The organism is Vreelandella titanicae, assembly GCF_014697095.1.
In the GTDB taxonomy this organism is placed as follows: domain Bacteria; phylum Pseudomonadota; class Gammaproteobacteria; order Pseudomonadales; family Halomonadaceae; genus Vreelandella; species Vreelandella titanicae.
In genome coordinates, this window is sequence record NZ_CP059082.1 from 59,822 (window position 1) to 85,550 (window position 25,729).

A 25,729-nucleotide genomic window follows, 5' to 3' on the forward strand; every position below is an offset into this window, starting at 1 on the left:
CTTAGAGCTCGATCAGCGCATCGCCTACGGCTACGCTGTCGCCCTCGCTGACGTTAACCTTAGACACAGTGCCTGCGATACTGGCACGCACTTCGGTTTCCATTTTCATCGCTTCAAGAATGATCACCACATCCCCTTCAGCGACTTTATCGCCAGGGCGGACATTAACCTTGAAGATATTGCCGGCCAGCGGCGCATCAATGCTCTCACCAGTGGGTGCAGACACTTCCTCTTTGGGGGCGCCAGTGCTGGCCGCCGTTTGCTCCTGCACTTCGCCCAGTTCACCACCTTCAGACACTTCCACCACGAAGGCTTTACCGTTGAGCTTAACGGTATAGGTTTCCGGGCCACTGCTAGCCACCGGCGCTTTGCTTTCCACCTTGGCGGGTGTCTTTTCAGCACTTGCGTCAGTTGCCTGGGGGGCAGGTTCAAAGGCGTCGGGATTGTCGCGGTTTTTAAGGAACTTCAAGCCGATCTGCGGGAACAGCGCGTAGGTCAGAACATCATCTACTTCGCGCTTGCCTTCGGCCAAGCGAATGCCTTCAGCGCTAGCCTTCTCTTTCAGTTCGGCAGCCAGCCTATCCATTTCCGGTGAGAGGTTATCCGCCGGGCGACAGGTAATCGGCTCGCCGCCTTCCAAGACGCGCTTTTGCAATTCGGCGTTGAAGGGTGCTGGGGCAGCACCATATTCACCTTTGAGCAGCGCCTGAACTTCCTTGGAGATCGACTTGTAGCGCTCGCCCATCATCACGTTCATGACCGCCTGGGTGCCGACGATTTGCGAGGTGGGTGTCACCAGCGGAATAAAGCCAAGATCTTCGCGCACGCGGGGAATCTCGCTGAGCACGTCGTCCAGCTTATCGCCCGCGCCCTGCTCTTTCAGTTGGCCTTCCATGTTGGTCAGCATGCCGCCGGGCACCTGAGCAATCAGGATGCGCGAATCAATACCACGCAGCGAACCTTCAAAGGCGGCGTACTTCTTACGTACTTCGCGGAAGTAACCGGCAATATCTTCCAGCAGCTCAAGATCCAGACCGGTATCGCGGCCGGTGTCTTTCAGCATTGCCACCACTGACTCGGTGGGGCTGTGACCGTAGGTCATCGACATGGACGAAATCGAGGTATCGACGTTATCAATGCCTGCTTCCACTGCCTTCAAAATGGTTGAGGTAGAGAGGCCGGTGGTGGCGTGGCAGTGCAGGTGCACCGGAATCGATAGCTCTTTCTTGAGCCGGGTGACCAGATCGAATGCCGTATAGGGCGTCAGTAGCCCCGCCATATCCTTGATAGCCAATGAATCTGCGCCTAAGCCAGCAATGGTTTTGGCGAGATCAACCCAGCTATCCAGGGTATGTACCGGGCTCACGGTGTAAGAGATGGTGCCCTGGGCGTGACCTTCGACGTTACGCACCGCCTGAATGGCGCGCTCTAAATTGCGCGGGTCATTCATGGCATCGAAAACACGGAAGACATCAACGCCGTTGGTTTTCGCCCGCTCGACAAACTTATCGACAACGTCATCGGCGTAGTGGCGGTAGCCCAGCAGGTTCTGACCACGTAGCAACATGGCCTGAGGTGTATTGGGCATAGCCTCTTTTAATGCACGAATGCGCTCCCACGGATCTTCGCCCAAATAGCGGATACAGGCGTCATAAGTGGCCCCACCCCAGGTTTCCAGCGACCAATAGCCAACGCGATCCAGTTTTTCGGCGATCGGCAGCATATCGTCCAGCCGCATACGTGTAGCGAATAGCGATTGATGGGCATCGCGCAGCACGACATCAGTAATGCCTAGAGGGCGTTTTATTTCGTTCATTGTCATGGCTCACAGTAGAGAGTTGTAAGTTTGTAGTAAAAATAACAAAAAAATAGCCACAAGAGGGCCAAAATGAAAAAAATCGAGAAAGTTAACGACGCCGGCTTGAGCGATAACGATGCACTGCAGCACTGATCACCGCCATGACCTCGTCATTTTGCGCAGAGGAACCCGAAGATGGCGACGATTTATTGCCCGTATTAACAGCCACAGGGGCGGGCTGAAAACGCCCAACAAGCTTCGACATCAGCGTAACGCTAATGACCAAAACAGTAAGAAAAACAAACACTACGCCCATACCGAGCGCCATCAACGCCAGCCCTTCTTGCAATAGTTCTAGATCCTGCATAAAGCGATCTCCTTGAAGCCCGGTGTCTTGAAGCACAGCTCAAGTACCATTTTTACGCACATCATGACGCCAATACGGTGAAAGGCGCTTGGCGCAGTAAGGGGAATGCACTAACCTGCCACACTCAGAATAGAATGCAATGGCGCGATAGTGGAAGTCATGGTTGTTAATTTACTACAAAACGGCAGAATCGGCCTAGCCCCGATGGAAGGGGTAATCGACGCCCTGACTCGTGATCTGCTGACCCGGCATGCCGGGTTCGACTGGACGGTCACCGAGTTTGTACGTGTGGTCGATGCGCGCCTGCCGCCAAGAGTGTTTTATAAACACTGCCCCGAGCTTGCGCAACCGCCTGTGGCCACACCAAGCGGCATTCCCGTGCATTTACAGTTACTGGGCTCTGACCCAGTCGCCCTGGCGGCTAACGCGCGCCAGGCGCTTAGCCTGGGCGCGGTGAGCGTCGATCTTAATTTCGGCTGCCCTGCCAAACTGGTTAACCGGCACGATGGCGGCGCCTCGCTGTTACGCCAGCCTGATCGCGTCTATAAGGCGGTTAAAGCCGTTCACGACGCTTTAGAGGGGGAAATCCCGGTAACCGCCAAGATTCGCCTGGGCTTCGCTAATCGCCGTTTAGCGGTGGCCTGCGCCCAAGCCACCGAAGCGGGCGGAGCAGCACAGCTGGTCGTTCATGCACGCACCCGAGACGAGGGCTACCGCCCACCGGCACACTGGGAGTGGATCGGCAAAATTCGCCGCCAAGTGAGCATCCCCGTGGTCGCCAACGGCGATATCTGGACACTGGAAGATTACTGGAAAGCCCGCACCCTGTCAGGGTGTCGCGACGTGATGCTGGGACGGAGCGCCCTGGCCGATCCTTGGCTGGCGCCACGCATTCGCCACTGGCTGCAAACCGGCGAGCGGCTACCTGAGAGTAGCTGGGCGATGCGCGCCAACGTGCTCAAAGAATACGCCGCTCTACAGCGTCAAAAGCTACCCGACCGCGTCGTGGTCTCTCTGGTAAAGCAGTGGCTTGCCCAAATGCGCCAAGGCAGCAGTGAAGCTGAACAGAATTTTCAGCGCGTAAAGCGCATCACCGAGTTAGACCAACTGCTCGACAGCCTTGTTGTCGACGAACAGCAAGCTGCAATGGCTTAGCCCTTCTTTCGCACCACCCCTTTAACAGGCAAAAAAAAGCGCCCTACCGCAAAGCGGGGGCGCTACAAACGATCGCAAGACCGGGGCGCGAGCGACTTCCGGTCAGGCTAGAAACTGGCGGTCAGACTGGAAACAGAAAACCCGCTCTCAATAAGAGAGCGGGTTTTGGAATCTGGCGCGCCCGGGAGGATTCGAACCTCCGACCCCCTGATTCGTAGTCAGGTACTCTATCCAGCTGAGCTACGGGCGCGTAACGTTTTACTAACGTTTACTTTTACTGCGACCAAGACTATTACAAATACTGATTAATGCAATTAGCCTCTGGTACAACTAACTTTAAATACAGCTAATCTCAAATACGATTAACCATAAATGCAGTCAGCATAAAAAGGTGGCGCGCCCGGGAGGATTCGAACCTCCGACCCCCTGATTCGTAGTCAGGTACTCTATCCAGCTGAGCTACGGGCGCATACCTTGTGACCATGCACTTTTTAACAAAGTAAAAGCACTTACTGGCCATGCGATTGGCGGAGAGAGAGGGATTCGAACCCTCGATAGGGCTATAAACCCTATACTCCCTTAGCAGGGGAGCGCCTTCAGCCACTCGGCCACCTCTCCTCAACGGCACGGCGCGAATATTACCGATTTAGTCTTCTTGTGTCTAGTCTTCTACGGATTTTTTTCGCACCGGCCATATCTTACATATAAGCTTACGCTTTAAGCATCGTTTCATCATGCGAGCTCGCAAGGCTTATTCCACTTCATTTTCACTGTTTCGTTCACGCTGAATACGCTGGTAAATCTCTTCACGGTGAACTGCCACATCTTTAGGCGCATTTACGCCGATACGTACTTGATTGCCTTTCACACCTAGCACGGTGACGGTGATTTCATCACCGATCATCAGCGTTTCGCCAACACGGCGAGTTAGGATGAGCATGGCTGATCTCCTTTTCAGACGTTTTATGCAACGGGATATGTCAGCCGGAGGCAACACCATGCCATTATGCGACATAGTGTTCCCTGTCACCAATGACTCCGGCTCCATGACACCTTATACCTCCCGTTGAAAGAAAGCTCACCACCACACGGCAGTAAGTACCCCTTCAGCGTAGAAGGTTTAAGGTATTAATGTTATTCAGATTCGATATCTGCCTTATCTAAACCAAAAGCTTTGTGTAATGCATTAACAGCAAGCTCCATATGCTTCTCATCAATCACGACCGAGATTTTAATCTCAGAGGTGGAGACCATACGGATATTGACGTTTTCGTCGGCTAGCACACGGAACATTTTCGACGCCACACCGGCGTGAGAACGCATACCGACACCCACTAAAGAGACCTTAGCAATATTGTCGTCGCCACGCAGCTCACCGCCGCCCAAATCAGGAATCACCGTCTCTTCAAGCAGCTTCTTAGTGGCTTTGTAATCGCCCTTAGCAACCGTAAAGGTAAAGTCGGTATAGTCTCCGGCCGGCGCCACGTTCTGCACGATCATGTCCACTTCGATATTGGCATCGGCAATGGGGCCTAGAATGCGTGACGCCACACCCGGCACGTCCGGTGTATTCAGCAGGGTTAATTTTGCTTCATTTTTGGTGAAAGCGATACCGGAGATCAGTGGTTCTTCCATAGCGTCCTCGTCTTGGTCGGCTTCTGCAACAATTAGGGTACCGGGGCCGTCTTCAAAGCTCGACAGCACCCGCAGGGGTACGTTGTACTTTCCGGCAAACTCTACCGCGCGGATCTGCAGCACTTTAGAGCCGAGACTGGCCAGTTCCAGCATCTCTTCCACGGTAATGCTCGTTAAGCGCTGGGCTTTGGAGCAGACGCGGGGATCGGTGGTGTATACCCCGTCAACATCGGTGTAAATCTGGCACTCATCGGCGCCTAGCGCGGCGGCTAGCGCCACCCCTGTGGTGTCAGAACCACCACGGCCCAGGGTGGTGATATTGCCGTCTTCATCGACCCCTTGGAACCCGGCCACAACCACTACCTGACCAGCGTCCAGATCGGCCTTGAGGTCTTCGGTTTCAATGCGCTGGATACGCGCCTTGGTATAGGCACTATCGGTATGAATACCTACCTGGGCGCCTGTGTGCGAAGTGGCTGGCACACCGATTTGCTGCAGCGCCATAGCGAGCAGTGAAATAGTTACCTGCTCGCCGGTCGACAGCAGCATATCCATCTCGCGCGGTGCGGGATCGTCGTTAAGCGCCTGTGCCATGTCCGTCAGGCGGTTGGTTTCGCCACTCATGGCGGAGACCACGACCACTACCTGATGGCCTTGATCGCGGAAGCCCTTAACCTTTTCCGCTACGGCCTTGATACGCTCGACAGAGCCCACCGAAGTGCCGCCGAACTTCTGTACGTATAGTGCCATATGCCGTTTTTCCTATGCGTTCGGGAATGGAGGGTGAAAGTGTCACAAGTTTTAAATAAATAATAAGGCCGGTGACAATAATGCCACCGGCCCAGAGGTTTAGCTAAGAACGTTTTCCAACCATGCTGGTACGCTCTTCAACGCATCCGGCAGGGCGTCGGGTTGACTACCTCCCGCTTGGGCCATGTCGGGGCGGCCACCGCCCTTCCCTCCTACCTGGGAGGCAACATGGTTCACCAGCTCGCCGGCTTTCACTCGGCCGGTCAGATCCTGGGTGACCCCAGCGATCAAACTCACTTTGCCCGCCGCCTGGTCGGCAACGCCGAGGATAATCACTCCAGAGCTTAGCTTGTTCTTAAGCTGGTCAAGGATGCCGCGTAAATCTTTGCCTGATACGCCATCCAGCTGCGTCGCCAGCAGCTTCACGCCATTGACCTCCTGCACCTGGCTGAGCATATCGCTACCCGCTGCACTGGCTAGTTTGGCCTTGAGCTGCTCAAGCTCTTTTTCCAGGCTACGGTTGCGCTCAACCAGTGATTCTACCCGCGCTTCGACCTGTTCAGGCTTGGTCTTCAAGCGCTCACCCAAGCGCTCGAGGCGGGCTTCCTGCTCGCGAAAGTGGGCCAGCGCATTTTCGCCGGTGATCGCTTCGATGCGGCGCACGCCAGAAGCAATGCCCACTTCGCTCATCACATGGCAGCAGCCAATATCACCGCTGCGTGCCACGTGGGTACCACCGCATAACTCGATCGAGAAGTCATCGGCCCCAATGGTCAGCACGCGCACGTTCTCGGCGTATTTGGCCTCAAACAGCGCTGCTGCGCCCTTGGCCTTGGCTTGATCCAGGCTCATCTGCTCGATCTTGGTCGGCACATTAGCCAGAATCTGTTCGTTGACCAGCCGTTCGACTTCCGCCAGTTGCTCGGCGGTCATCGGCTCGAAGTGGCTAAAGTCGAAGCGCAGGCGCTCGGCGTTCACCAGCGAGCCTTTCTGCTGTACGTGATCACCCAGCACCATGCGCAGCGCTTTATGCAGCAGGTGGGTGGCTGAGTGATTGCGAATGGTGGCTGTGCGCAGGCTGGCATCCACTTCACCACGCACGCTTGCGCCAACGCTTAGCGAGCCTTCTACCATCATGCCCTGGTGAAGATGATGACCGCTCTGCTTTTGGGTATCAGTGACCTGGAAACGGCCACCGTCGACATACAGGTAGCCGGTATCGCCCACCTGGCCGCCTGACTCGCCGTAAAACGGCGTGCGGTCTAGTACCACGACCCCCTTCTGCCCCGCTTCCAGCGCTGCCAGTGGATTGCCCTCGCTGTCGACCAGCGCGGTTACCTTGGCCTGATCTTCCAAACGGTCGTAGCCGGTGAAGGCAGTTTCGCCCTCCAACTCGATGGAGGCACTGTAGTCGGCGCCAAATTGGCTGGCCGCCCGTGCGCGTTCACGCTGGGCCTCTAACGCCTGCTGAAAGCCATCTTCGTCCAGGCTAACGCCACGCTCACGACAGACGTCGGCGGTAAGGTCGAAGGGAAAGCCGTAGGTGTCATAAAGCTTAAACACCGTCTCACCCGGCAGCACCTTGCCATCCAACTCGGCCAGTGCCGCATTCAAGAGCCCCATACCGTGATCCAGGGTGCGTGCGAACTGCTCTTCTTCTTTCAGCAGTACACGGGCAATTTGATCGCTCGCTTCACGCAGTTCCGGATAGGCATCGCCCATCTCCGCATCCAGCGCCTCCACCAGCTTGTGGAAGAACGGCTCAACCGCGCCCAGCTTGTGGCCGTGACGAATTGCACGGCGAATGATCCGACGCAGGACATAGCCGCGCCCTTCGTTGGAAGGCAGCACGCCATCAGCAATCAGGAAGGCACAGGAACGGATATGGTCGGCAATTACGCGCAACGAAGGCGTAGTGGTATCAGGGTGCCCGGTCGCTTTCGCAGCGGCTTGCAGCAGGTTCTGGAACAGGTCGATCTCATAGTTGGAGTGGACGCCCTGCATGACAGCGGCGACACGCTCCAGCCCCATACCGGTATCGATGGAGGGCTTGGGCAGCGGGTTGAGCGTGCCCTGGGCATCGCGATCAAACTGCATGAACACCAGGTTCCAGATTTCGATATAGCGATCGCCATCCTCTTCCGGGCTGCCCGGCGGCCCCCCCCAAACCTCTGGGCCGTGATCAAAGAAGATTTCCGAACTGGGGCCGCAGGGGCCGGTGTCGCCCATCTGCCAGAAGTTATCTTCATCCAGCTTGGAGAAGCGCTCAGGGTCGATGCCAATCTCATCTTTCCAGATGCGCTCAGCTTCGTCATCGCTGATGTGTACCGTTACCCACAGCTTGTCTTTGGGGAGTCCCAGCGTTTCGGTTAAAAACACCCAGGCAAAGCGAATGGCGTCGCGCTTGAAGTAGTCGCCAAAGCTGAAGTTACCCAGCATCTCAAAGAAGGTGTGGTGGCGTGCGGTATAGCCGACGTTGTCTAAATCATTATGCTTACCGCCCGCGCGAACGCAGCGCTGCGCAGAGGTGGCGCGCACGTAAGGGCGCGGATCGCGGCCTAGAAACACATCTTTAAACGGCACCATACCGGCATTGGTAAACAGCAGCGTCGGGTCGTTGCCCGGCACTAATGAGCTGGTGGGTACAATCGTATGCCCCTGCTCTTCGAAGAAGGTGAGAAAGGCCTGTCTAATCTCTGCGCTTTTCATAGGGTATCCGTAACAAGAAAGCGTGATGTCCCAGGGCGCTGTTGCCGCTACCCTCAGGGGTCGCAAAGCAGCCATTATAGCGCAGTTGTCAAACGACTAAAGCCGCACTTAGTGGCAGAAAGGCAAACAGCCACGTAAACAACTGGATGAACAAGCGTATTAGAGCGCTACTAGAAATGTAAGAGGGGGTATTGTATAGGCTGGGGAAAACGTATTACAGACAGGAGAGCGCGTAGCGAATTTGTTCAAAATCGAAGCCGCGACTAGCGAGAAAACGTTCACGCCTAGCGCGCTCTTTGGGGGTCTCACCGGGGCTATCAAAACGCCGCGCCAGGGTTTCCCGGGCCAGCTCAAACCAGTCGACCTGCTCGCCCCCCTCCACTTCTTCAAAAGCGGTGGCAAGGGTTTCCTGGTCTATGCCGCGCTGGCGCAACTCGCCTTTAATACGAATCACGCCTTGGCCACGCAGTATGCGCGAGCGCACGAAACTGGCCGCAAAGCGCGCGTCAGACTGCAGCCCTTGTTCAACCAAGGCGTCCAGGCACTCATCAATAGCGGCATCGTCGAAAGACTTTTTCTTCAGACGCTGAGCAAGCTCGGCGCGGGAGTATTCGCGCCGAGCCAGTAAACCAATGGCGATATCACGGGGCGTAGCATCACGCTGGGAGGTGAATGCCATCAGCTTATCTTAGCTAGCATTAGCTTAGTGAGTATCGTCTTACAGCAGATCGTCATCACCCGCATCCAATTCTGCCGCTGCTTCGGCAGGCGCATCTTCCTTCTCCTTTTTAGGATCGGGCTTGGCCAAGAGCTGCTCACGAATCTGCGTTTCGATTTCGAGCATAATTTCCGGGTGCTCTTCCAGATACAGCGCTGAATTGGCTTTACCTTGACCGATTTTCTTACCTTTATAGCTGTACCAGGCACCGGCTTTGTCGACTAGGTTGCACTGCACGCCCAGGTCGATGACCTCACCGGCGTGGTAGATACCCTTGCCGTAAAGAATCTGGAATTCAGCCTGACGAAATGGCGGTGCCACCTTGTTTTTGACTACTTTCACGCGGGTTTCGTTACCGGTGACTTCATCACCCACTTTCACCGAGCCGGTACGACGAATATCCAGACGCACGCTGGCATAGAACTTCAGCGCGTTACCACCAGTGGTGGTTTCGGGGCTACCAAACATGACGCCGATCTTCATGCGGATCTGGTTGATGAAGATCACCAAGCAATTGGCGTTTTTGATATTACCGGTGATTTTACGCAGTGCCTGAGACATCAAACGCGCCTGTAGGCCAACGTGGGAATCACCCATTTCGCCTTCGATTTCAGCGCGCGGGGTCAACGCAGCGACCGAGTCGATAACAATCACGTCAACACCGCCAGAGCGTACCAGCATGTCGGTAATTTCCAGCGCCTGCTCACCGGTGTCCGGCTGGGAAATCAGTAGATCATCCAGGTTGACACCTAGCTTTTCTGCGTAGCTGGGGTCAAGCGCATGCTCGGCATCGACGAAGGCACACACTTTGCCCTGTTTTTGCGCCTGAGCAATCACCGAAAGGGTCAGGGTCGTTTTACCCGACGATTCCGGGCCAAAGATTTCGCACACACGGCCAAACGGCAGCCCGCCGATGCCGAGGGCGATATCCAGACCCAATGAACCGGTGGAAACCGACGGCATGACGACACGCGGTGCGTCGCCTAGACGCATGACGGTGCCCTTGCCGAACTGACGGTCGATTTGGGTGAGTGCAGCGTTTAGCGCTTTAGTGCGGTTGTCATCCTGAGCCATTCAGAGATTCCTCATAACAAGCTGTATAATTAGCCAGTAGTATGCCAAAGATTGCGCCGTAAACAAATCCTTGATCGCGCTTTCTCTCATCTATTTTATCAACAGCCTTTTTGCATATGCGCCTTTTTCTTACGGCTGGTTCGTCTTGCTCGCCTTCTCGCGCTCATTCAGGCGCGCCACCAGCCCAACCAAGGCCTGACGCACGGCCTGCTCTCGCACCGACTGACGGTCACCTGGAAAGTGAAAGCATTCAGCTTCCTGGGCAGCAGCATCTCCCCAGGCCAACCAAACCGTACCCACCGGCTTTTCAGCGCTCCCCCCCTCTGGGCCTGCAACACCGCTAACGGCAACAGCTAAGCCCGCGCCACTTTCATTACAGGCGCCCAGCACCATGGCTTTGACGACCTCCTTGCTGACAGCACCGTGCTCGGCCAGCGTGGTCTCAGGCACCCCCAATAAGCGCGTTTTAGCAGCATTCGCATAGGTCACATAGCCCGTCGTAAAGTAAGCAGAGCTACCCGCCACCTCGGTAATGGCGCTGGCAATGCCTCCCCCCGTACATGACTCAGCGGCGGTCACTTCCACATTCAACTGCTTACACAGCCGCCCCAGCCGCTGAGCTAACAGGGTTAAATCAAGATTTTTCAGGCTAGTTTCGCTGGGCACTATGGTCGCTCCTTCAAGTGAGTCGTCTATTCAGCGTAGAATACTGCGTTTAGCTTTCTCAAAGAAATTGCTCAATCAGGACGCCCATGTCACAGGCCATTCCCCCTAACACGCCCATGATCACGCAATATTTAAAGATCAAGCGCGAGCACCCCGAGGTACTGCTGTTCTACCGCATGGGGGATTTTTATGAACTGTTTTTCGACGACGCCAAGCGCGCCGCCGCACTGCTGGATATTACCCTTACCCAGCGTGGGCAGTCAGGCGGCAAGCCTATCCCGATGGCGGGCGTCCCCTATCACAGCGCTGAGGGCTATCTGGCCCGCCTCGTCGCTGGCGGCGAGTCGGTCGCTATTTGTGAGCAAATTGGCGACCCCGCGACCAGCAAAGGGCCCGTTGAGCGCCAAGTGGTGCGTATCGTCACCCCTGGCACACTCCACGATGAAGCGCTGCTCGATGCCCGCCGCGACAACGTCCTGGTGTCCGTTTCTCCCGGAAAAGAGAGCTGGGGCCTTGCCTGGCTGGAGCTCTCCAGTGGTCGCTTCAACGTACTGGAAGTAGACAGCGAAGCCGAAATGCTCGCCGAGCTGACGCGTCTCTCCCCGGCCGAGCTGCTGGTACCCGAAAGCTTAACGCTACCCGAGGCCTGGTCGCAGAAACGCAGCCTGCGCCGCCAGGGCGAGTGGCTGTTTGATTTGGAAAGCGCTACCCGTAGCCTCTGCGACCAGTTCGAAGTGCAGGATTTACGTGGCTTTGGCTGTGCGCACTTAACCTCTGCGCTAATTGCTGCCGGGGTATTGATCGATTATGCCCGGGACACTCAGCGCTCGCGCCTGCCCCACGTGACCGCCATCAGCGTTGAGAACCGCGACGACGCGGTGGTGATCGACGCTGCCAGCCGCCGTAATCTGGAAATTGATATCAACCTGGGCGGCAGCAGCGACAACACCCTGGCCAGCGTGCTGGATACCTGTACCACCGCCATGGGTTCACGGCTACTCAAACGCTGGCTTAATCGGCCACTGCGTCAACGCGAGATTGTCCAGGCCCGTCATGCGGGTGTGGCGCTGCTAAGCCTGGATGCCGCCTATATGCCGCTGCGCGAGACGTTGAGCGCGGTGGGCGACGTGGAGCGCATTCTGGCCCGGGTGGCGCTGTATAGCGCCCGCCCGCGCGATTTGGCACGGCTGCGGGATGCACTGGTAACGCTTCCGGAACTGGAGCAACAGCTTAGCGAGGTTGAGAGCGGCAGTGCGCTGGATAACCTGCGCCCGCATATTCGCCCCTACCCAGAAATGGCCGATATGCTCAGCCGGGCGCTGGTAGAAAATCCGCCGGTGGTGATCCGCGATGGCGGGGTGATTGCCGATGGCTTTGATTCAGAGCTGGATGAGCACCGTGGCATGGCCGAAAACGCGGGCGACTATCTTATTCAGCTCGAGCTTCGCGAGCGCGAGCGCACGGGGCTAGCCAATCTCAAAGTGGGCTACAACCGGGTGCACGGCTACTTTATCGAACTACCGCGTTCACAAGCCCAGCAGGCGCCCGCCGACTATATTCGCCGCCAGACACTTAAAAATGCCGAGCGGTTCATTATCCCCGAGCTCAAAGAGTTTGAGGATAAGGCACTCTCCGCTAAATCTCGCGCGTTGACGCGTGAAAAATGGCTCTACGATCGCCTGCTTGGCGATCTCAACGCAAGCCTTCACGCGCTGCAGAGCACCTCGCAAGCCTTGGCGGAACTGGACGTACTGTGCGCCTTTGCCGAGCGCGCCGAGGCGCTGAACTGGGTGCGTCCAACACTCAGCGAAACCACCGGGATTCAAATTGACGCGGGACGACATCCGGTGGTCGAGCAGGTGAGCGAGACACCCTTTGTGCCCAACGACGTGACGCTCAATCCTGACCAGCACATGCTGATTATTACCGGCCCCAACATGGGCGGTAAATCGACCTATATGCGTCAGACGGCGCTCATCGCCCTTCTCGCTCACTGCGGCAGTTTTGTGCCCGCCGATGCCGCCGAGATCGGCCCGCTGGATCGAATATTCACCCGCATTGGCTCATCGGATGACTTGGCCGGCGGGCGCTCTACCTTTATGGTCGAGATGACTGAAACCGCCAACATTCTCCACAATGCCACCCAGCAAAGCTTGATCCTGATGGATGAAATTGGCCGCGGCACCAGTACCTTTGACGGTCTGTCGCTCGCCTGGGCAAGCGCTGAACATCTGGCAAAAGGACGCGCGCTAACGCTGTTTGCGACCCACTACTTTGAAATGACGGCGCTGCCTGAGCATATGGAAGGGGTGGCCAATATCCACCTAACGGCGACCGAGCATGGCGACAGCATTGTGTTTATGCACCGCATCGAAGCGGGCCCGGCCAGCCAGAGCTATGGTTTGCAGGTGGCGCAATTAGCGGGCGTGCCCAACCATGTGATTAAACGTGCCCGCGAGAAGCTGATAAGTTTGGAGCAGCGCGATGTGGATAACACAGCGCAGGCGCCGCGAACCGCACCGCAGCAAAACGATCTGTTCGCCGCTGCACCGCATCCGGTGGTCGAGGCGTTGGAAAACGTCGATATGGATGGTTTAACACCGCGGGAAGCGCTATCACTATTGTATCAGTGGCGAGACCTGATCTAATGGTGCTTATAGCATGAAAGGCGATAAGTTAGATTCAGGTGCCAGGGCAGGTTGAAGCGAGGGTCTTTCGACAGGGCCGGAAAATGTTCCCGACTATTCCGGCATTTCCGCCATCCATGGCGGTCAGATGTCGAAAGTAGCGTCTTCGCGGAAACCTGTACTGGCATTGCTACCAACTGGGATCATATGGCGCTTGCCGCCAGGTATGCGCACCTCTAGAATGTCGTTCAAACTTTTAGCTTATAAAAAACGGCTGATTTATAACCATTCACGATTGACCATGGCTGGGAGTTACCCGGCCCTGCAAGAGGGATAGCAAGATGACGTTTGTCGTTACCGAGAACTGCATCCAGTGCAAATACACCGACTGTGTGGAAGTCTGCCCGGTCGACTGTTTTTACGAGGGCCCGAACTTCCTGGTCATTCATCCTGACGAGTGTATCGACTGCGCGCTGTGTGAGCCCGAGTGCCCCGCCGAGGCGATATTCTCCGAGGATGAGCTGCCGGATGGACAGGAGGCCTTTATCGAGATTAACGCTGAGATGGCCGAAGTATGGCCCAACATCGCCGAAAGAAAAGACCCGCTGCCGGACGCCGAAGAGTGGGATGGCAAGCCCGGCAAGCTTGAGAAACTAGAGCGCTAAACGCTGTGACGGTTTAAAAATCAGCACATAGCTCTTTTTAAAAGCTCTCTTTAAAAATTCTCTTTAAACCAGCGCTGGTTGTTAAAAACAGCGCTGGTTTTTTTGTGTTTTCAAAAGTGTATCGTCAAAAATGTGCTGCCAAATTGCGGGCAAAAAAAGGCGACCCGTAGGCCGCCCGCTCCAAGCACTTCCTCTGACCACTCCCTGGATCAACCTCCTCAGATGACGTCCTTGCCAGGGCTCACCTCACTGTATCACCCGGCGCATCTGACCTACATCCCGCTGCATCCTGACTGAAGCGTCCTTGCCTCCCCTTGTCCTGTGTATATTGTGTCAGATCATGGCCGCTTCTCAACAAAGCCAAAATACAAAAGGGCGAGCCGCTGCGACTCGCCCTTTTTAAAAAACCACTTATTAAACAATTACTTATATTTTAATTAGTGGCAAAGTAAGCTATTTCTTACCCTAAACTGAGCGATTCTCGTCGGTATTTGTAAGATATCTCTTACAAAATTTTGAGACATCTCTTACAAGCACCTCTAAAAATTCGCTCGATATTGGCATTTTACTGCCCTTTAATGGCTTTCAAACCTGGGTAGGTCACATCACCCAGCTCTGCTTCAATCACCAGCAAACGGTTGTACTTGGCAACCCGATCAGAGCGGCAAAGTGAGCCCGTTTTAATCTGACCGGCACAGGTACCCACCGCCAAATCGGCAATGGTGGTATCTTCGGTTTCACCGGAGCGGTGAGAAATAACCGCCGTAAAGCCAGCATCCTGCGCCATCTTAATCGCGTCCAGCGTCTCAGAGAGCGAACCGATCTGGTTGAACTTGATCAGGATGGAGTTACCGATCTGCTCATCGATACCGCGCTTGAGAATCTTGGTATTGGTCACGAATAGATCATCGCCCACCAGTTGCACTTTATCGCCCAGCTTGTCGGTCAGCGCTTTCCAACCCGCCCAATCTGATTCATCCATGCCGTCTTCGATAGACACAATTGGGTAGTCGGCACACAGGCCTGCCAGGTAATCGGTAAAGCCTTGGGCGTCGTAGCTTTTGCCTTCACCGGAAAGGTTGTACTGACCGTCTTTGTAAAACTCAGACGAAGCACAATCCAGCGCCAGAGTGACGTCTTTACCCAGCTCATAGCCAGCATCGGCAACGGCTTGTTTAATCACCGCTAGCGCATCAGCGTTAGACGCCAGGTTAGGCGCAAAGCCGCCCTCGTCACCGACGGATGTAGAGAGCCCCTTCGCGGAGAGCACTTTCTTCAGCGCGTGGAAAATTTCCGCGCCCATGCGCAGCCCTTCGCGGAAGTTAGGCGCGCCCACTGGCTGCACCATAAATTCCTGAATATCGACGTTGTTATCCGCGTGCTCGCCGCCGTTGATGATGTTCATCATCGGTACCGGCATGCTGTACTGGCCAGGTTGGCCGTAGAGCTCGGCAATGTGGGCGTAGAGCGGCACGCCTTTGGCGTTAGCAGCTGCTTTAGCCGCCGCCAGAGAAACGGCTAGGATGGCATTCGCCCCCAGATTCGCTTTGTTCTCAGTGCCGTCCAGCGCCAGCATGGCATCGTCTAAGCCGCGCTGATCACGCGCATCCATACCCATCAGCGCATCACGAATTTTGCCATTGACCGCATCGACTGCTTTCAGCACACCTTTGCCCAGGTAGCGCGACTTATCGCCGTCGCGCAGCTCTAACGCTTCCCGGGAGCCGGTTGAAGCACCACTGGGGGCACAGGCTTCACCGACAGCACCACTGGCAAGGCGTACGTGCGCCTGCACGGTCGGGTTACCACGGGAATCCAGCACTTCCAACGCACTGATAGCAACAATTTTGGTCATGGCAGTATCCTTTCCTGTTAGTCAGATAAAATTATTAATATAACGACCTGATTAGCTAAATACAGCTTAGCGAATCGTTAGCGGCTCAAACCCTTTAACCAGCGCATCCAACTGGGCAAGCTGAGTCAAGAACGGCTCTAATTGATCCAGCGGCAATGCACAGGGACCATCGCATTTGGCGTTGTCTGGGTCAGGGTGGGCTTCCAAAAACAGCCCGGCAAGGCCGACAGCCACGCCTGCACGCGCTAACTCAGCCACCTGGGCACGGCGCCCATCAGCACTATCGGCACGCCCACCGGGGCGCTGCAGCGCGTGGGTCACATCGAAAAATACCGGGTAGCCGGTTTGCTTCATATCACCAAAGCCCAGCATATCAACAATCAGATTGTTGTAACCAAAGCTTGAGCCGCGCTCGCAGAGCATCAACTGGTCGTTACCCGCTTCCTGGAACTTGCTGAGGATATGACGCATTTCATGGGGCGCCAAAAACTGCGGCTTTTTGATATTGATGACCGCGCCGGTTTTGGCCATGGCGACCACCAAATCAGTTTGGCGAGCCAAAAAGGCCGGCAGTTGGATAATGTCAGCGACTTCAGCGGCTGCTTGCGCCTGCCAAGGCTCGTGAACGTCAGTGATGATCGGCACGTTGTGGCGAGCTTTGATATCGGCCAGTATCTGCAGCCCTTTCTCGATACCTGGGCCGCGGTAGGAGTGAATCGAACTGCGATTGGCTTTGTCAAAGCTGGCCTTAAAAACGTAGGGCATACCCAGCTTCTGGGTCACCGTGACGTAGGCTTGAGCGACTTCGTCGGCAAGATCGGCCGACTCCAGTACGTTCATGCCACCCAGCAGCATAAGCGGCAAGGAGTTACCGGCGGTTAAGCCGGCAACGTTAATATGACGCTCTTGAGATCGGTCTTGAGAAGCCATGCTTCTGCCCTCTTATTCCTGCGAGTTCGCGTGGGCGCGACTGCGCGCTGTTTTGTAATCCAAGGCGGCGTTCACAAAGCCAGAGAACAGCGGGTGACCATCACGGGGAGTAGAAGTGAACTCCGGGTGGAACTGGCAGGCTACGTACCAAGGGTGGTCAGCCAGCTCGATGACTTCAACCAGCGATTGGTCGACGCTCTTGCCTGAGATAACCAAGCCCGCCTTTTCAAGCTCATCGATAAACTGGTTATTGACCTCGAAGCGGTGACGGTGGCGCTCGACAATCTCATCCGAGCCGTAGGCTTCGCGTGCTTTGGTTCCCGATGCCAAATGGCATACCTGGCCACCTAAGCGCATGGTGCCGCCTAAATCAGACGCTGCATCGCGCAGCTCGACTTTGCCTTCTGGGCTTAGCCACTCGGTGATCAAACCTACTACCGGGTGCTGGGTGTCGTGGGTGAACTCGGTAGAGTTGGCATCGTTCCAGCCTGCCACATTACGGGCAAACTCAATCACCGCCACCTGCATACCCAGGCAAATACCCAGATATGGCACGTTGTTTTCGCGGGCGAATTGAGCGGTCATAATCTTGCCTTCTACGCCGCGCTCGCCGAAGCCGCCGGGCACCAGAATAGCGTCTTTACCCGCCAAGCGCTCGGTGCCATGACGCTCGATGTCTTCGGAGTCAATATAGTCGACGTTGACCTTAATGCGACCCTGGATGCCAGCGTGAATCAGCGCTTCGTTGAGCGACTTGTAGGCATCCAGCAGCTCCATGTATTTACCGACCATGGCAATACTGACGGATTTGAGCGGGTTGAGCTTGGCATCAAGTACCTTCACCCACTCGGATAAATCTGCTTCCGGGGCTTCCAGGCGCAGCTTATCGCAAACGATCTCGTCCAGACCGTGTTCATGGAGCATCAGCGGAATGCGATAGATCGTATCGGCATCCTGCAGCGGTACCACGGCACGCTCTTCGACGTTGGTGAACAGGGCGATTTTGCGGCGCTCGCTCTCTTCCAGTTCAACTTCGCTGCGGCAAATCAGAATATCCGGCTGGATACCGATGGAACGCAGTTCTTTAACACTGTGCTGGGTCGGTTTGGTTTTGGTCTCACCGGCCGTTTTGATGTAGGGCACCAGGGTCAGGTGCATAAACAGCGCGCGGTTGGCGCCCTGCTCACTACGAATTTGGCGGATCGACTCCAGGAAAGGCAGTGATTCGATATCACCAACCGTGCCGCCGATCTCTACCAGCGCCACATCAAAACCTTCACCGCCCGCGTAAACGCGCTCTTTAATCTCGTCGGTGATATGCGGAATGACCTGGACGGTGCCACCGAGATAGTCGCCCCGACGCTCTTTACGCAGCACGTGCTCGTAGACACGACCGGTCGTAAAGTTGTTGCGCTGGGTCATTTTGGTGCGAATAAAGCGCTCGTAATGCCCGAGATCAAGATCGGTTTCGGCGCCATCTTCTGTGACGAACACCTCACCGTGCTGGAAGGGGCTCATGGTGCCCGGATCCACGTTGATGTACGGGTCGAGCTTGAGCATGGTGACCTTAAGGCCGCGGGCCTCTAAAATCGCCGCAAGCGAGGCGGAGGCGATGCCCTTGCCAAGAGAGGACACAACGCCGCCGGTCACGAAGATATATCGTGTCATGGATAACCTGTCGAAACGTGATCAGAAGGCACGGCAGAAAGCCACGCCAGGATGGGTCGACAGACTAGCAGATTACGACCTAAGGCTCAATTTGAACTGCACTGCTTAAAGTACGCGCTGTCATTCTGAAGCATCGCATCTTGTCATTGAGAGGAGCGCAGCGACGCGGCAATCTAACCCAGATCGCCACGCTTCGCTCGCGATGACATGAAGCTAAATACGCGCTGTAAATTGTGAAGCATCGCGCCCTGTCATTGCGAGGAGCACAGCGACGCGGCAATCTAACCCAGATCGCCACGCTTCGCTCGCGATGACATGAAGCTAAATACGCGCTGTAAATTGTGAAGCATCGCGCCCTGTCATTGCGAGGAGCACAGCGACGCGGCAATCTAACCCAGATCGCCACGCTTCGCTCGCGATGACATGAAGCTAAATACGCACTGTAAATTGTGAAGCATCGCGCCCTGTCATTGCGAGGAGCGCAGCGACACGGCAATCTAACCCAGACCGCCACGCTTCGCTCGCGATGACATGAAGCTAAATACGCGCTGTAAATTGTGAAGCATCGCGCCCTGTCATTGCGAGGAGCACAGCGACGCGGCAATCTAACCCAGATCGCCACGCTTCGCTCGCGATGACATGAAGCTACATACGCGCTGTAAATTGTGAAGCATCGCGCCCTGTCATTGCGAGGAGCACAGCGACGCGGCAATCTAACCCAGATCGCCACGCTTCGCTCGCGATGACATGAAGCTAAATACGCGCTGTAAATTGTGAAGCATCGCGCCCTGTCATTGCGAGGAGCACAGCGACGCGGCAATCTAACCCAGATCGCCACGCTTCGCTCGCGATGACATTTAGCTAAAGCATCGCGCCCTGTCATTGCGAGGAGCGCAGCGACGCGGCAATCTAACCCAGATCGCCACGCTTCGCTCGCGATGACATTAAGCCTATAAAGGCACTTCTTTCACACGCCCAGGTAATCCAGAATACCTTCTGCAGCCTGGCGACCTTCGTAAATCGCCGTGACCACCAAATCAGAACCGCGCACCATATCGCCACCGGCAAAGATTTTTTCGTTGCTGGTTTGGAAGGCGTACTGGCCGTGCTCCGGCGCGGTGACGCGATCGCGCTCGTCGACCTGAATATTGGCGCTATCGAACCACGGTGCAGGGCTTGCCTGGAAGCCAAAAGCGATAACCACAGCATCCGCCGCAATGATCTCTTCAGAACCGGGCACCACTTCAGGGCGCTGACGGCCGTTTTCATCCGGCTCACCCAAGCGTGTGCGCACAACTTTCACGCCTTCGACCTTCTCTTCACCGACGACCGCCACCGGCTGACGGTTGAACAGAAACTCAACGCCCTCTTCACGAGCATTGGAGACTTCACGGCGCGACCCCGGCATGTTGCCTTCGTCACGACGGTACGCACAGGTCACGCTGGTAGCGTTTTGACGAATCGAGGTACGGTTACAGTCCATCGCCGTATCACCGCCGCCCAGCACTACCACACGCTTGCCTTCCATGGAGATATAGTCGTTAGGATCTTTTTCAAAGCCCAGGCAGCGATTAACGTTGGCAATCAGGAAATCGAGGGCCTTGTACACGCCCGGCAGATCTTCGCCAGGGAAGCCGCCTTCCATGTATTTATAAGTCCCCATACCCAGGAAGACCGCGTCGTACTCCTGCATCAAGGTCTCAAACTCAATATCGGTACCGATTTCGGTATTCAGGCGGAACTCGACGCCCATCTCTTCAAAGACTGCCCGGCGGCGCTCCATCACGCTCTTTTCCAGCTTGAACTCGGGAATACCAAAGGTCAGCAGGCCACCGATTTCCGGGTACTTGTCGAACACCACCGGCTTGACGCCGTTACGGGCCAAAATATCCGCACAGCCCAGGCCCGCAGGGCCTGCGCCAATGATGGCGACTTTTTTATCCGTCCAGGTAACGTGGGACATATCCGGGCGCCAGCCCATGGCAAACGCCGTATCGGTGATGTACTTCTCCACCGAGCCGATGGTGACCGCACCAAAGCCGTCATTCAGCGTGCAGTCGCCTTCGCACAGACGATCCTGGGGGCACACGCGACCACATACTTCGGGCAGCGAGTTGGTTTTGTGCGACAGCTCAGCGGCTTCAATAATGTTGCCTTCCACCACCAGCTGTAGCCAGTTGGGAATATAGTTGTGCACCGGGCACTTCCACTCACAGTACGGGTTACCGCAGTGCAGGCAGCGATGCGCCTGGCTGGCCGCATCGGTAGGTTTATACGGCTCGTAAATTTCCGCAAACTCTTTGGCACGGGCGCGGGCATCTTTCTTCTGTGGATCCTGACGACCCACATCGACAAACTGAAAATCGTTATTCAAACGGTTAGCCATGATCTCTCTCCTGTCAGCGTGAGGGGCATAAGCGGGTTATTGCGGCTGACGCCGAGACTGATCCAGCAAACTACCCAAGCTGGCTGCTTTTGGCTTAACCAGCCAGAAGTGGCGCGCATAGTCGCTGAAGTCTTCCAGAATAGCCGCCCCACGCGCGGAACCCGTCGCGGCCACATAGGCTTCGATCATTTCACGCAGGTGACGACGATACGCCTCCATGGCCTCTGTGTTAACGCGGTGAATTTCGACCAGTTCGTGGTTGTACTTATCCACGAAGGTGCGCTCTTCATCCAACACATAGGCAAACCCACCGGTCATGCCCGCACCGAAGTTGACCCCGGTCTCACCGAGCACGCAGACCAAACCGCCGGTCATATATTCGCAACAGTGGTCACCTGCGCCCTCGATCACCGCTGAAGCGCCAGAGTTACGCACCGCAAAGCGCTCGCCCGCGGTACCGGCGGCGAATAGTGTCCCGCCAGTGGCACCATACAGGCAGGTGTTGCCGATAATGGCCGTTTTATGACTCTCAAACTGGCTGACTTTGGGCGGTACAATCACGATACTGCCGCCGTTCATGCCCTTGCCGACGTAGTCGTTGGCGTCGCCTTCCAGGAAAAGATTCAGACCCCGAGCATTCCATACCCCGAAGCTCTGCCCCGCCACGCCGACGAAATTGGCCGTGACCGGCGCCGCTTCCAATCCCTCTTCACCGTAGCGTTTGGCAATGGCACCAGAGGTGAGTGCACCCACGCTGCGGTCACAGTTGGTGATGGTGAAGTGGAATTCACCGCCCGACTGGCTTTCGATAGCATCTTTCAGCGCCGCCAGCACTTCCTGGTTTTTAGCGCCCGGATCGTGGGGCACGTTACGGCTAACCCTGCAGAACTGCGGCGCATCTTTGGGTACAAAATCATTGGCCAGCAGCGGCGTTAGATCGAGCTTACGCTGGGAAGCCGTATCGCCTTCAAGTACTTCCAGAAGGTCGGTACGCCCGATCAAATCAGTGAGCTTGCACACACCGAGCATAGCCATCAGCTCACGCACTTCTTCGGCGATAAAGCGGAAGTAGTTCTTGACCATATCCACGGTGCCGCGGAAGTGCTCGCCGCGCAGGAAGTCATCCTGAGTCGCGACCCCAGTGGCACAGTTGTTGAGGTGACAGATACGCAGGTATTTACAGCCTAACGCCACCATGGGCGCGGTACCGAAACCGAAACTCTCGGCGCCGAGAATCGCCGCTTTGACCACATCCAGGCCGGTTTTCAGTCCGCCATCGGTCTGCAGGCGAATCTTGTCACGCAGGCCATTGATACGCAGCGCCTGGTGCACTTCCGGCAGCCCCAATTCCCAGGGTGAACCGGCGTGCTTGATCGAGGTCAGCGGGCTCGCCGCTGTACCGCCATCGTAGCCTGATACGGTAATCAAATCCGCGTAGGCCTTGGCCACACCGGTGGCGATCGTGCCGATCCCTGGCTCGGAAACCAGTTTCACCGACACCTGGGCATCCGGATTGACCTGCTTAAGGTCAAAAATCAGCTGGGCCAAATCCTCGATAGAGTAAATATCGTGGTGCGGCGGCGGCGAAATCAGCGTGACGCCGGGGACTGCGTAGCGCAGCCGAGCAATCAGCTGGTTTACCTTGCCGCCGGGTAACTGACCGCCCTCACCGGGCTTGGCGCCTTGGGCGACCTTGATCTGCAGTACTTCTGCATTGACCAGATACGCCGGGGTTACACCAAAGCGGCCAGAGGCAATCTGCTTGATCTTGGAGCTGCGAATGGTGCCGTAGCGGGCTGGATCTTCACCGCCCTCACCGGAGTTGGAACGCCCGCCGGCTTCGTTCATGGCCTGGGCCAGCGCTTCGTGGGCTTCCGGCGATAGCGCCCCCAGTGACATACCGGCGCTATCAAAGCGCGGCAGTAAATCTTCAACCGGCTCTACGTCTTCCAGCGCAATCGGTGTTTCCGCAGGCTTGAGCTTGAGCAAGTCACGAATAGTGGCCACAGGCCGCTCGTTCACCAATTGAGCAAACTTTTTCCACTTGGTATAGCTGCCTTCCTGAACCGCCGCCTGTAGCGACATCACCACATCGGGGTTGTAGGCGTGGTACTCGTGGCCGTGGACATACTTGAACATGCCGCCTTGGGAGATGCCTTTACGGGGAATCCAGGCATCTTTCGCCAGCAGCGCTTGCTGCATCTGCAGCTCGGCAAAACCGGCGCCCTGAATGCGCGACGCCATACCGACAAAGCAGAGATCCATTACTTCATCTGCCAAGCCCACGGCTTCAAACAGCATCGAGCCGCGGTAGGAAGCCAGCGTCGAGATACCCATTTTAGACAGGATCTTGAACAGGCCTTTCTGCAGCCCTTTACGGTAGTTCTCACGACCGTCAGCCGGGTTGCCGGTCAGCTCGCCCGTGCGGTGCATATCCGCCATGACCTGATAAGCGAGCCACGGATAAACCGCCGTAGCGCCCACGCCAAACAGCACCGCCATTTGGTGGGCGTCGCGAGCGTAGCCGGTTTCTACCACGATGTTGGCGTTGGGGCGCAGCGCCAACCGGCCTAAGTGAGAGTGCACGGCACCCACGGCCAGGGCGGCCTGAATGGGAATCAGCCCTTTCGTCAGCTCCGCATCGGTGAGTACCAGAATGACTTTCCCGGCGCGGACTTGAGCTTCTGCCTCCTCACATAAAGCTTTAAGCGCTTGATGCAAGCTCTGCTGTTCGGGGTCGTAACCCAACGACAGTGTATAGCTGGCAAACGCTGGATCGTCCTGGCTAACCAAAGCGGTAAACTTGCGTGGGGACAGTACCGGCGTGGTCAAGATCAAGCGGTGCGCGTGCTCAGGCGTCGCTTTAAAGACGTTAAGCTCAGCGCCACAGCAGGTTTCCAGCGACATCACGATCGCTTCGCGCAGCGGGTCGATGGGCGGGTTGGTGACCTGGGCAAACTTCTGACGGAAGAAGTCAGTTAGCAGGCGCGGACGGCTCGACAGCACCGCCATGGGCGTATCGTCGCCCATGGAGCCAACGGCTTCCTGGCCACTCTCTGCCAGCGGGCGCAGCACCTGGTCACGCTCTTCGAAGCTAACCTGGAACAACTTCTGCTGAACGTTGAGCGAATCGGCATCCATGGTTTGGAAACGCGCAAGCTCGGTCAGTGCCGACTCTAAATAGTTCGCCTCCTGCTTAAGCCAACGCTTATAGGGGTAGGCAGATTTCAGCCGCTCATCGATATCAGTGGTGTGCAGCACTTCGCCGGTTTCGGTATCCACGGCGAGCATTTGACCAGGGCCAACGCGGCCTTTAGCGACCACGTCTTCCGGCTTATAGCCGTAGGTGCCAATTTCAGAGGCCAGGGTAATGTAGCCATTCTTGGTCATTACCCAGCGCGCCGGACGCAGGCCGTTACGGTCAAGCATACATACCGCTTGCCGGCCGTCGGTCATCACTACGCCCGCCGGGCCGTCCCACGGCTCCATGTGCATGGAGTTATATTCGTAGAAGGCGCGCAGCTCGGCGTCCATGGTTTCGACGTTCTGCCACGCCGGCGGCACCATCATGCGTACCGCGCGGTGCAGCTCCATACCGCCGGTCAGCAACACTTCCAGCATGTTGTCCATACTGGAGGAGTCGGAGCCGGTGGTGTTAACGATCTCGTCCAGCTCGGTGATATCCGGCAGACGCTCGTTAACGAAGTTGGCTTTACGCGAGTTCGCCCAGCCGCGGTTGGCCTCAATGGTGTTGATCTCGCCGTTATGGGCCAATAGACGGAACGGTTGTGCCAACGGCCAGCGCGGAGCGGTATTGGTCGAGAAGCGCTGGTGGAAAACGCAGATGGCGGTTTCCAGGCGCGGGTCATTCAAGTCCTGATAAAACGCCGGTAGGTCTTCCGGCATCACCAGGCCTTTATAGGAGACCACTTCTGAAGAGAGCGAGGCGACGTAGAAGTCCTCTTCGTCGCGTAGCGCCTGCTCGGCGCGGCGGCGGGCCATAAACAGGTCAACATCGAAGTGTTCACCCTGGCCTGGCTGCACAAACAGCTGGCGAATACGTGGCAGGCAGTCCAGCGCCATGGGGCCGCAAACGCTAGAGTCAGTGGGCACATCGCGCCAGCCCAACACGTTAAGACCACGCGCTTCCAGCTCACCCGCCAGAGTGTCGCGAGCACGCGCTTCACGGGCATCATCGTTGGGTAGAAACACCACACCCACGGCAAAGCGTTCGCCCAGCTCAGCATCAAACGCCTCTTTGGCCAGCGCCTGCATAAACGGGGTGGGCATTTTCAACAGCAAACCACAGCCATCGCCGGTTTTGCCGTCGGCAGCGATACCACCCCGGTGGGTCATGCAGGTCAGGGATTCAATGGCAGTTTTCAGCAAATCGTGGCTAGCCTGGCCTTCCATATGGGCAATCAGGCCAAAACCACAGTTATCGCGAAACTCGCCAGGCTGGTGAAGACCTCTATTCATGGGCGTGCCTCTACTAGTCAGCGTATTTTTTTAGCAGCGTGCTTATGGTATAAAGGACGGTTTCGCTTTTTTTTATAGTGCTTATAACCTGCCCAGAATGGGGTACTTCCCAAGTTCGCTGCCGCAACAAAATGGCCGGTCAGCATAGCGATTGCTAGCCACTTTGCGCAATCTCTTGGCGCCCACATTGTTAGAGAAACTCTTTTCAAATCCTGTATTTGCATCCTCATTCAAGGAAAAAATACAT

At 56.3% G+C, this 25,729-nt stretch carries 16 protein-coding genes and 3 tRNA genes; 3 read left to right on the plus strand and 16 right to left on the minus strand.

Annotation, left to right across the window (positions count from 1 at the left end; all coding sequences use genetic code 11):
* Position 1: 1 nt before the first annotated feature.
* On the minus strand, positions 2 to 1,816 hold the full coding sequence (gene oadA / locus HZS52_RS00285; RefSeq protein WP_022519962.1) for a sodium-extruding oxaloacetate decarboxylase subunit alpha: 1,815 nt from the start codon (positions 1,814 to 1,816) through the stop codon (positions 2 to 4).
* 91 nt (positions 1,817 to 1,907) lie between these two features.
* Positions 1,908 to 2,165: an OadG family protein gene (locus HZS52_RS00290; RefSeq protein WP_022519963.1), complete on the minus strand. Its 258-nt coding sequence runs from the start codon at positions 2,163 to 2,165 to the stop codon at positions 1,908 to 1,910.
* 159 nt (positions 2,166 to 2,324) lie between these two features.
* Between HZS52_RS00290 and HZS52_RS00295 the strand changes: the two genes are divergently transcribed.
* Positions 2,325 to 3,320 carry a tRNA dihydrouridine synthase gene (locus HZS52_RS00295; protein ID WP_223828023.1) on the plus strand — a complete coding sequence of 332 codons (996 nt, stop codon included), beginning with the start codon at positions 2,325 to 2,327 and terminating at the stop codon, positions 3,318 to 3,320.
* A 173-nt stretch (positions 3,321 to 3,493) separates the two neighbouring features.
* Here the strand turns inward: HZS52_RS00295 and HZS52_RS00300 are convergent.
* The 9 genes from HZS52_RS00300 to HZS52_RS00340 form a co-directional block, all read right to left on the minus strand.
* A tRNA-Arg gene (locus tag HZS52_RS00300) sits at positions 3,494 to 3,570 on the minus strand.
* A gap of 142 nt (positions 3,571 to 3,712) precedes the next feature.
* Positions 3,713 to 3,789, minus strand: a tRNA-Arg gene (locus HZS52_RS00305).
* 56 nt (positions 3,790 to 3,845) lie between these two features.
* Positions 3,846 to 3,938: transfer RNA gene (locus HZS52_RS00310), tRNA-Ser, on the minus strand.
* A gap of 133 nt (positions 3,939 to 4,071) precedes the next feature.
* Entirely contained in the window at positions 4,072 to 4,260 is a 189-nt protein-coding gene (gene csrA, locus HZS52_RS00315) for a carbon storage regulator CsrA (RefSeq protein WP_007111501.1), read from the minus strand.
* Between the two features lie 194 nt (positions 4,261 to 4,454).
* Positions 4,455 to 5,705 carry an aspartate kinase gene (locus HZS52_RS00320; protein ID WP_009286781.1) on the minus strand — a complete coding sequence of 417 codons (1,251 nt, stop codon included), beginning with the start codon at positions 5,703 to 5,705 and terminating at the stop codon, positions 4,455 to 4,457.
* A gap of 99 nt (positions 5,706 to 5,804) precedes the next feature.
* Positions 5,805 to 8,414: an alanine--tRNA ligase gene (gene alaS / locus HZS52_RS00325; RefSeq protein WP_190373956.1), complete on the minus strand. Its 2,610-nt coding sequence runs from the start codon at positions 8,412 to 8,414 to the stop codon at positions 5,805 to 5,807.
* Positions 8,415 to 8,628: 214 nt separating this feature from the next.
* Complete coding sequence (locus HZS52_RS00330) at positions 8,629 to 9,093, minus strand: regulatory protein RecX (protein WP_022519966.1); 465 nt, start codon at positions 9,091 to 9,093, stop codon at positions 8,629 to 8,631.
* Positions 9,094 to 9,132: 39 nt separating this feature from the next.
* Positions 9,133 to 10,206: a recombinase RecA gene (recA, locus tag HZS52_RS00335; protein ID WP_009286780.1), complete on the minus strand. Its 1,074-nt coding sequence runs from the start codon at positions 10,204 to 10,206 to the stop codon at positions 9,133 to 9,135.
* A 129-nt stretch (positions 10,207 to 10,335) separates the two neighbouring features.
* Positions 10,336 to 10,875, minus strand: a complete 540-nt coding sequence (locus tag HZS52_RS00340; protein ID WP_035538996.1) for a CinA family protein — start codon at positions 10,873 to 10,875, stop codon at positions 10,336 to 10,338.
* A gap of 83 nt (positions 10,876 to 10,958) precedes the next feature.
* Between HZS52_RS00340 and mutS the strand changes: the two genes are divergently transcribed.
* Positions 10,959 to 13,520, plus strand: a complete 2,562-nt coding sequence (mutS, locus tag HZS52_RS00345) for a DNA mismatch repair protein MutS (RefSeq protein ID WP_027957360.1) — start codon at positions 10,959 to 10,961, stop codon at positions 13,518 to 13,520.
* Positions 13,521 to 13,840: 320 nt separating this feature from the next.
* Positions 13,841 to 14,164 carry a ferredoxin FdxA gene (gene fdxA / locus HZS52_RS00350; RefSeq protein ID WP_007111508.1) on the plus strand — a complete coding sequence of 108 codons (324 nt, stop codon included), beginning with the start codon at positions 13,841 to 13,843 and terminating at the stop codon, positions 14,162 to 14,164.
* Between the two features lie 565 nt (positions 14,165 to 14,729).
* Here the strand turns inward: fdxA and eno are convergent.
* From eno to gltB, 5 genes are all read right to left on the minus strand, one after another.
* Complete coding sequence (gene eno, locus HZS52_RS00355) at positions 14,730 to 16,019, minus strand: phosphopyruvate hydratase (protein ID WP_009286778.1); 1,290 nt, start codon at positions 16,017 to 16,019, stop codon at positions 14,730 to 14,732.
* Between the two features lie 66 nt (positions 16,020 to 16,085).
* Positions 16,086 to 16,949 (minus strand): 3-deoxy-8-phosphooctulonate synthase, encoded by an 864-nt coding sequence (kdsA, locus tag HZS52_RS00360; RefSeq protein ID WP_022519970.1) that lies wholly within the window; start codon positions 16,947 to 16,949, stop codon positions 16,086 to 16,088.
* A gap of 12 nt (positions 16,950 to 16,961) precedes the next feature.
* Positions 16,962 to 18,617, minus strand: a complete 1,656-nt coding sequence (locus HZS52_RS00365; RefSeq protein WP_022519971.1) for a CTP synthase — start codon at positions 18,615 to 18,617, stop codon at positions 16,962 to 16,964.
* A 967-nt stretch (positions 18,618 to 19,584) separates the two neighbouring features.
* Positions 19,585 to 21,003, minus strand: a complete 1,419-nt coding sequence (locus tag HZS52_RS00370) for an FAD-dependent oxidoreductase (RefSeq protein ID WP_009286775.1) — start codon at positions 21,001 to 21,003, stop codon at positions 19,585 to 19,587.
* 36 nt (positions 21,004 to 21,039) lie between these two features.
* Positions 21,040 to 25,482, minus strand: a complete 4,443-nt coding sequence (gltB, locus tag HZS52_RS00375; protein ID WP_190373957.1) for a glutamate synthase large subunit — start codon at positions 25,480 to 25,482, stop codon at positions 21,040 to 21,042.
* Between the last annotated feature and the right edge of the window lie 247 nt (positions 25,483 to 25,729).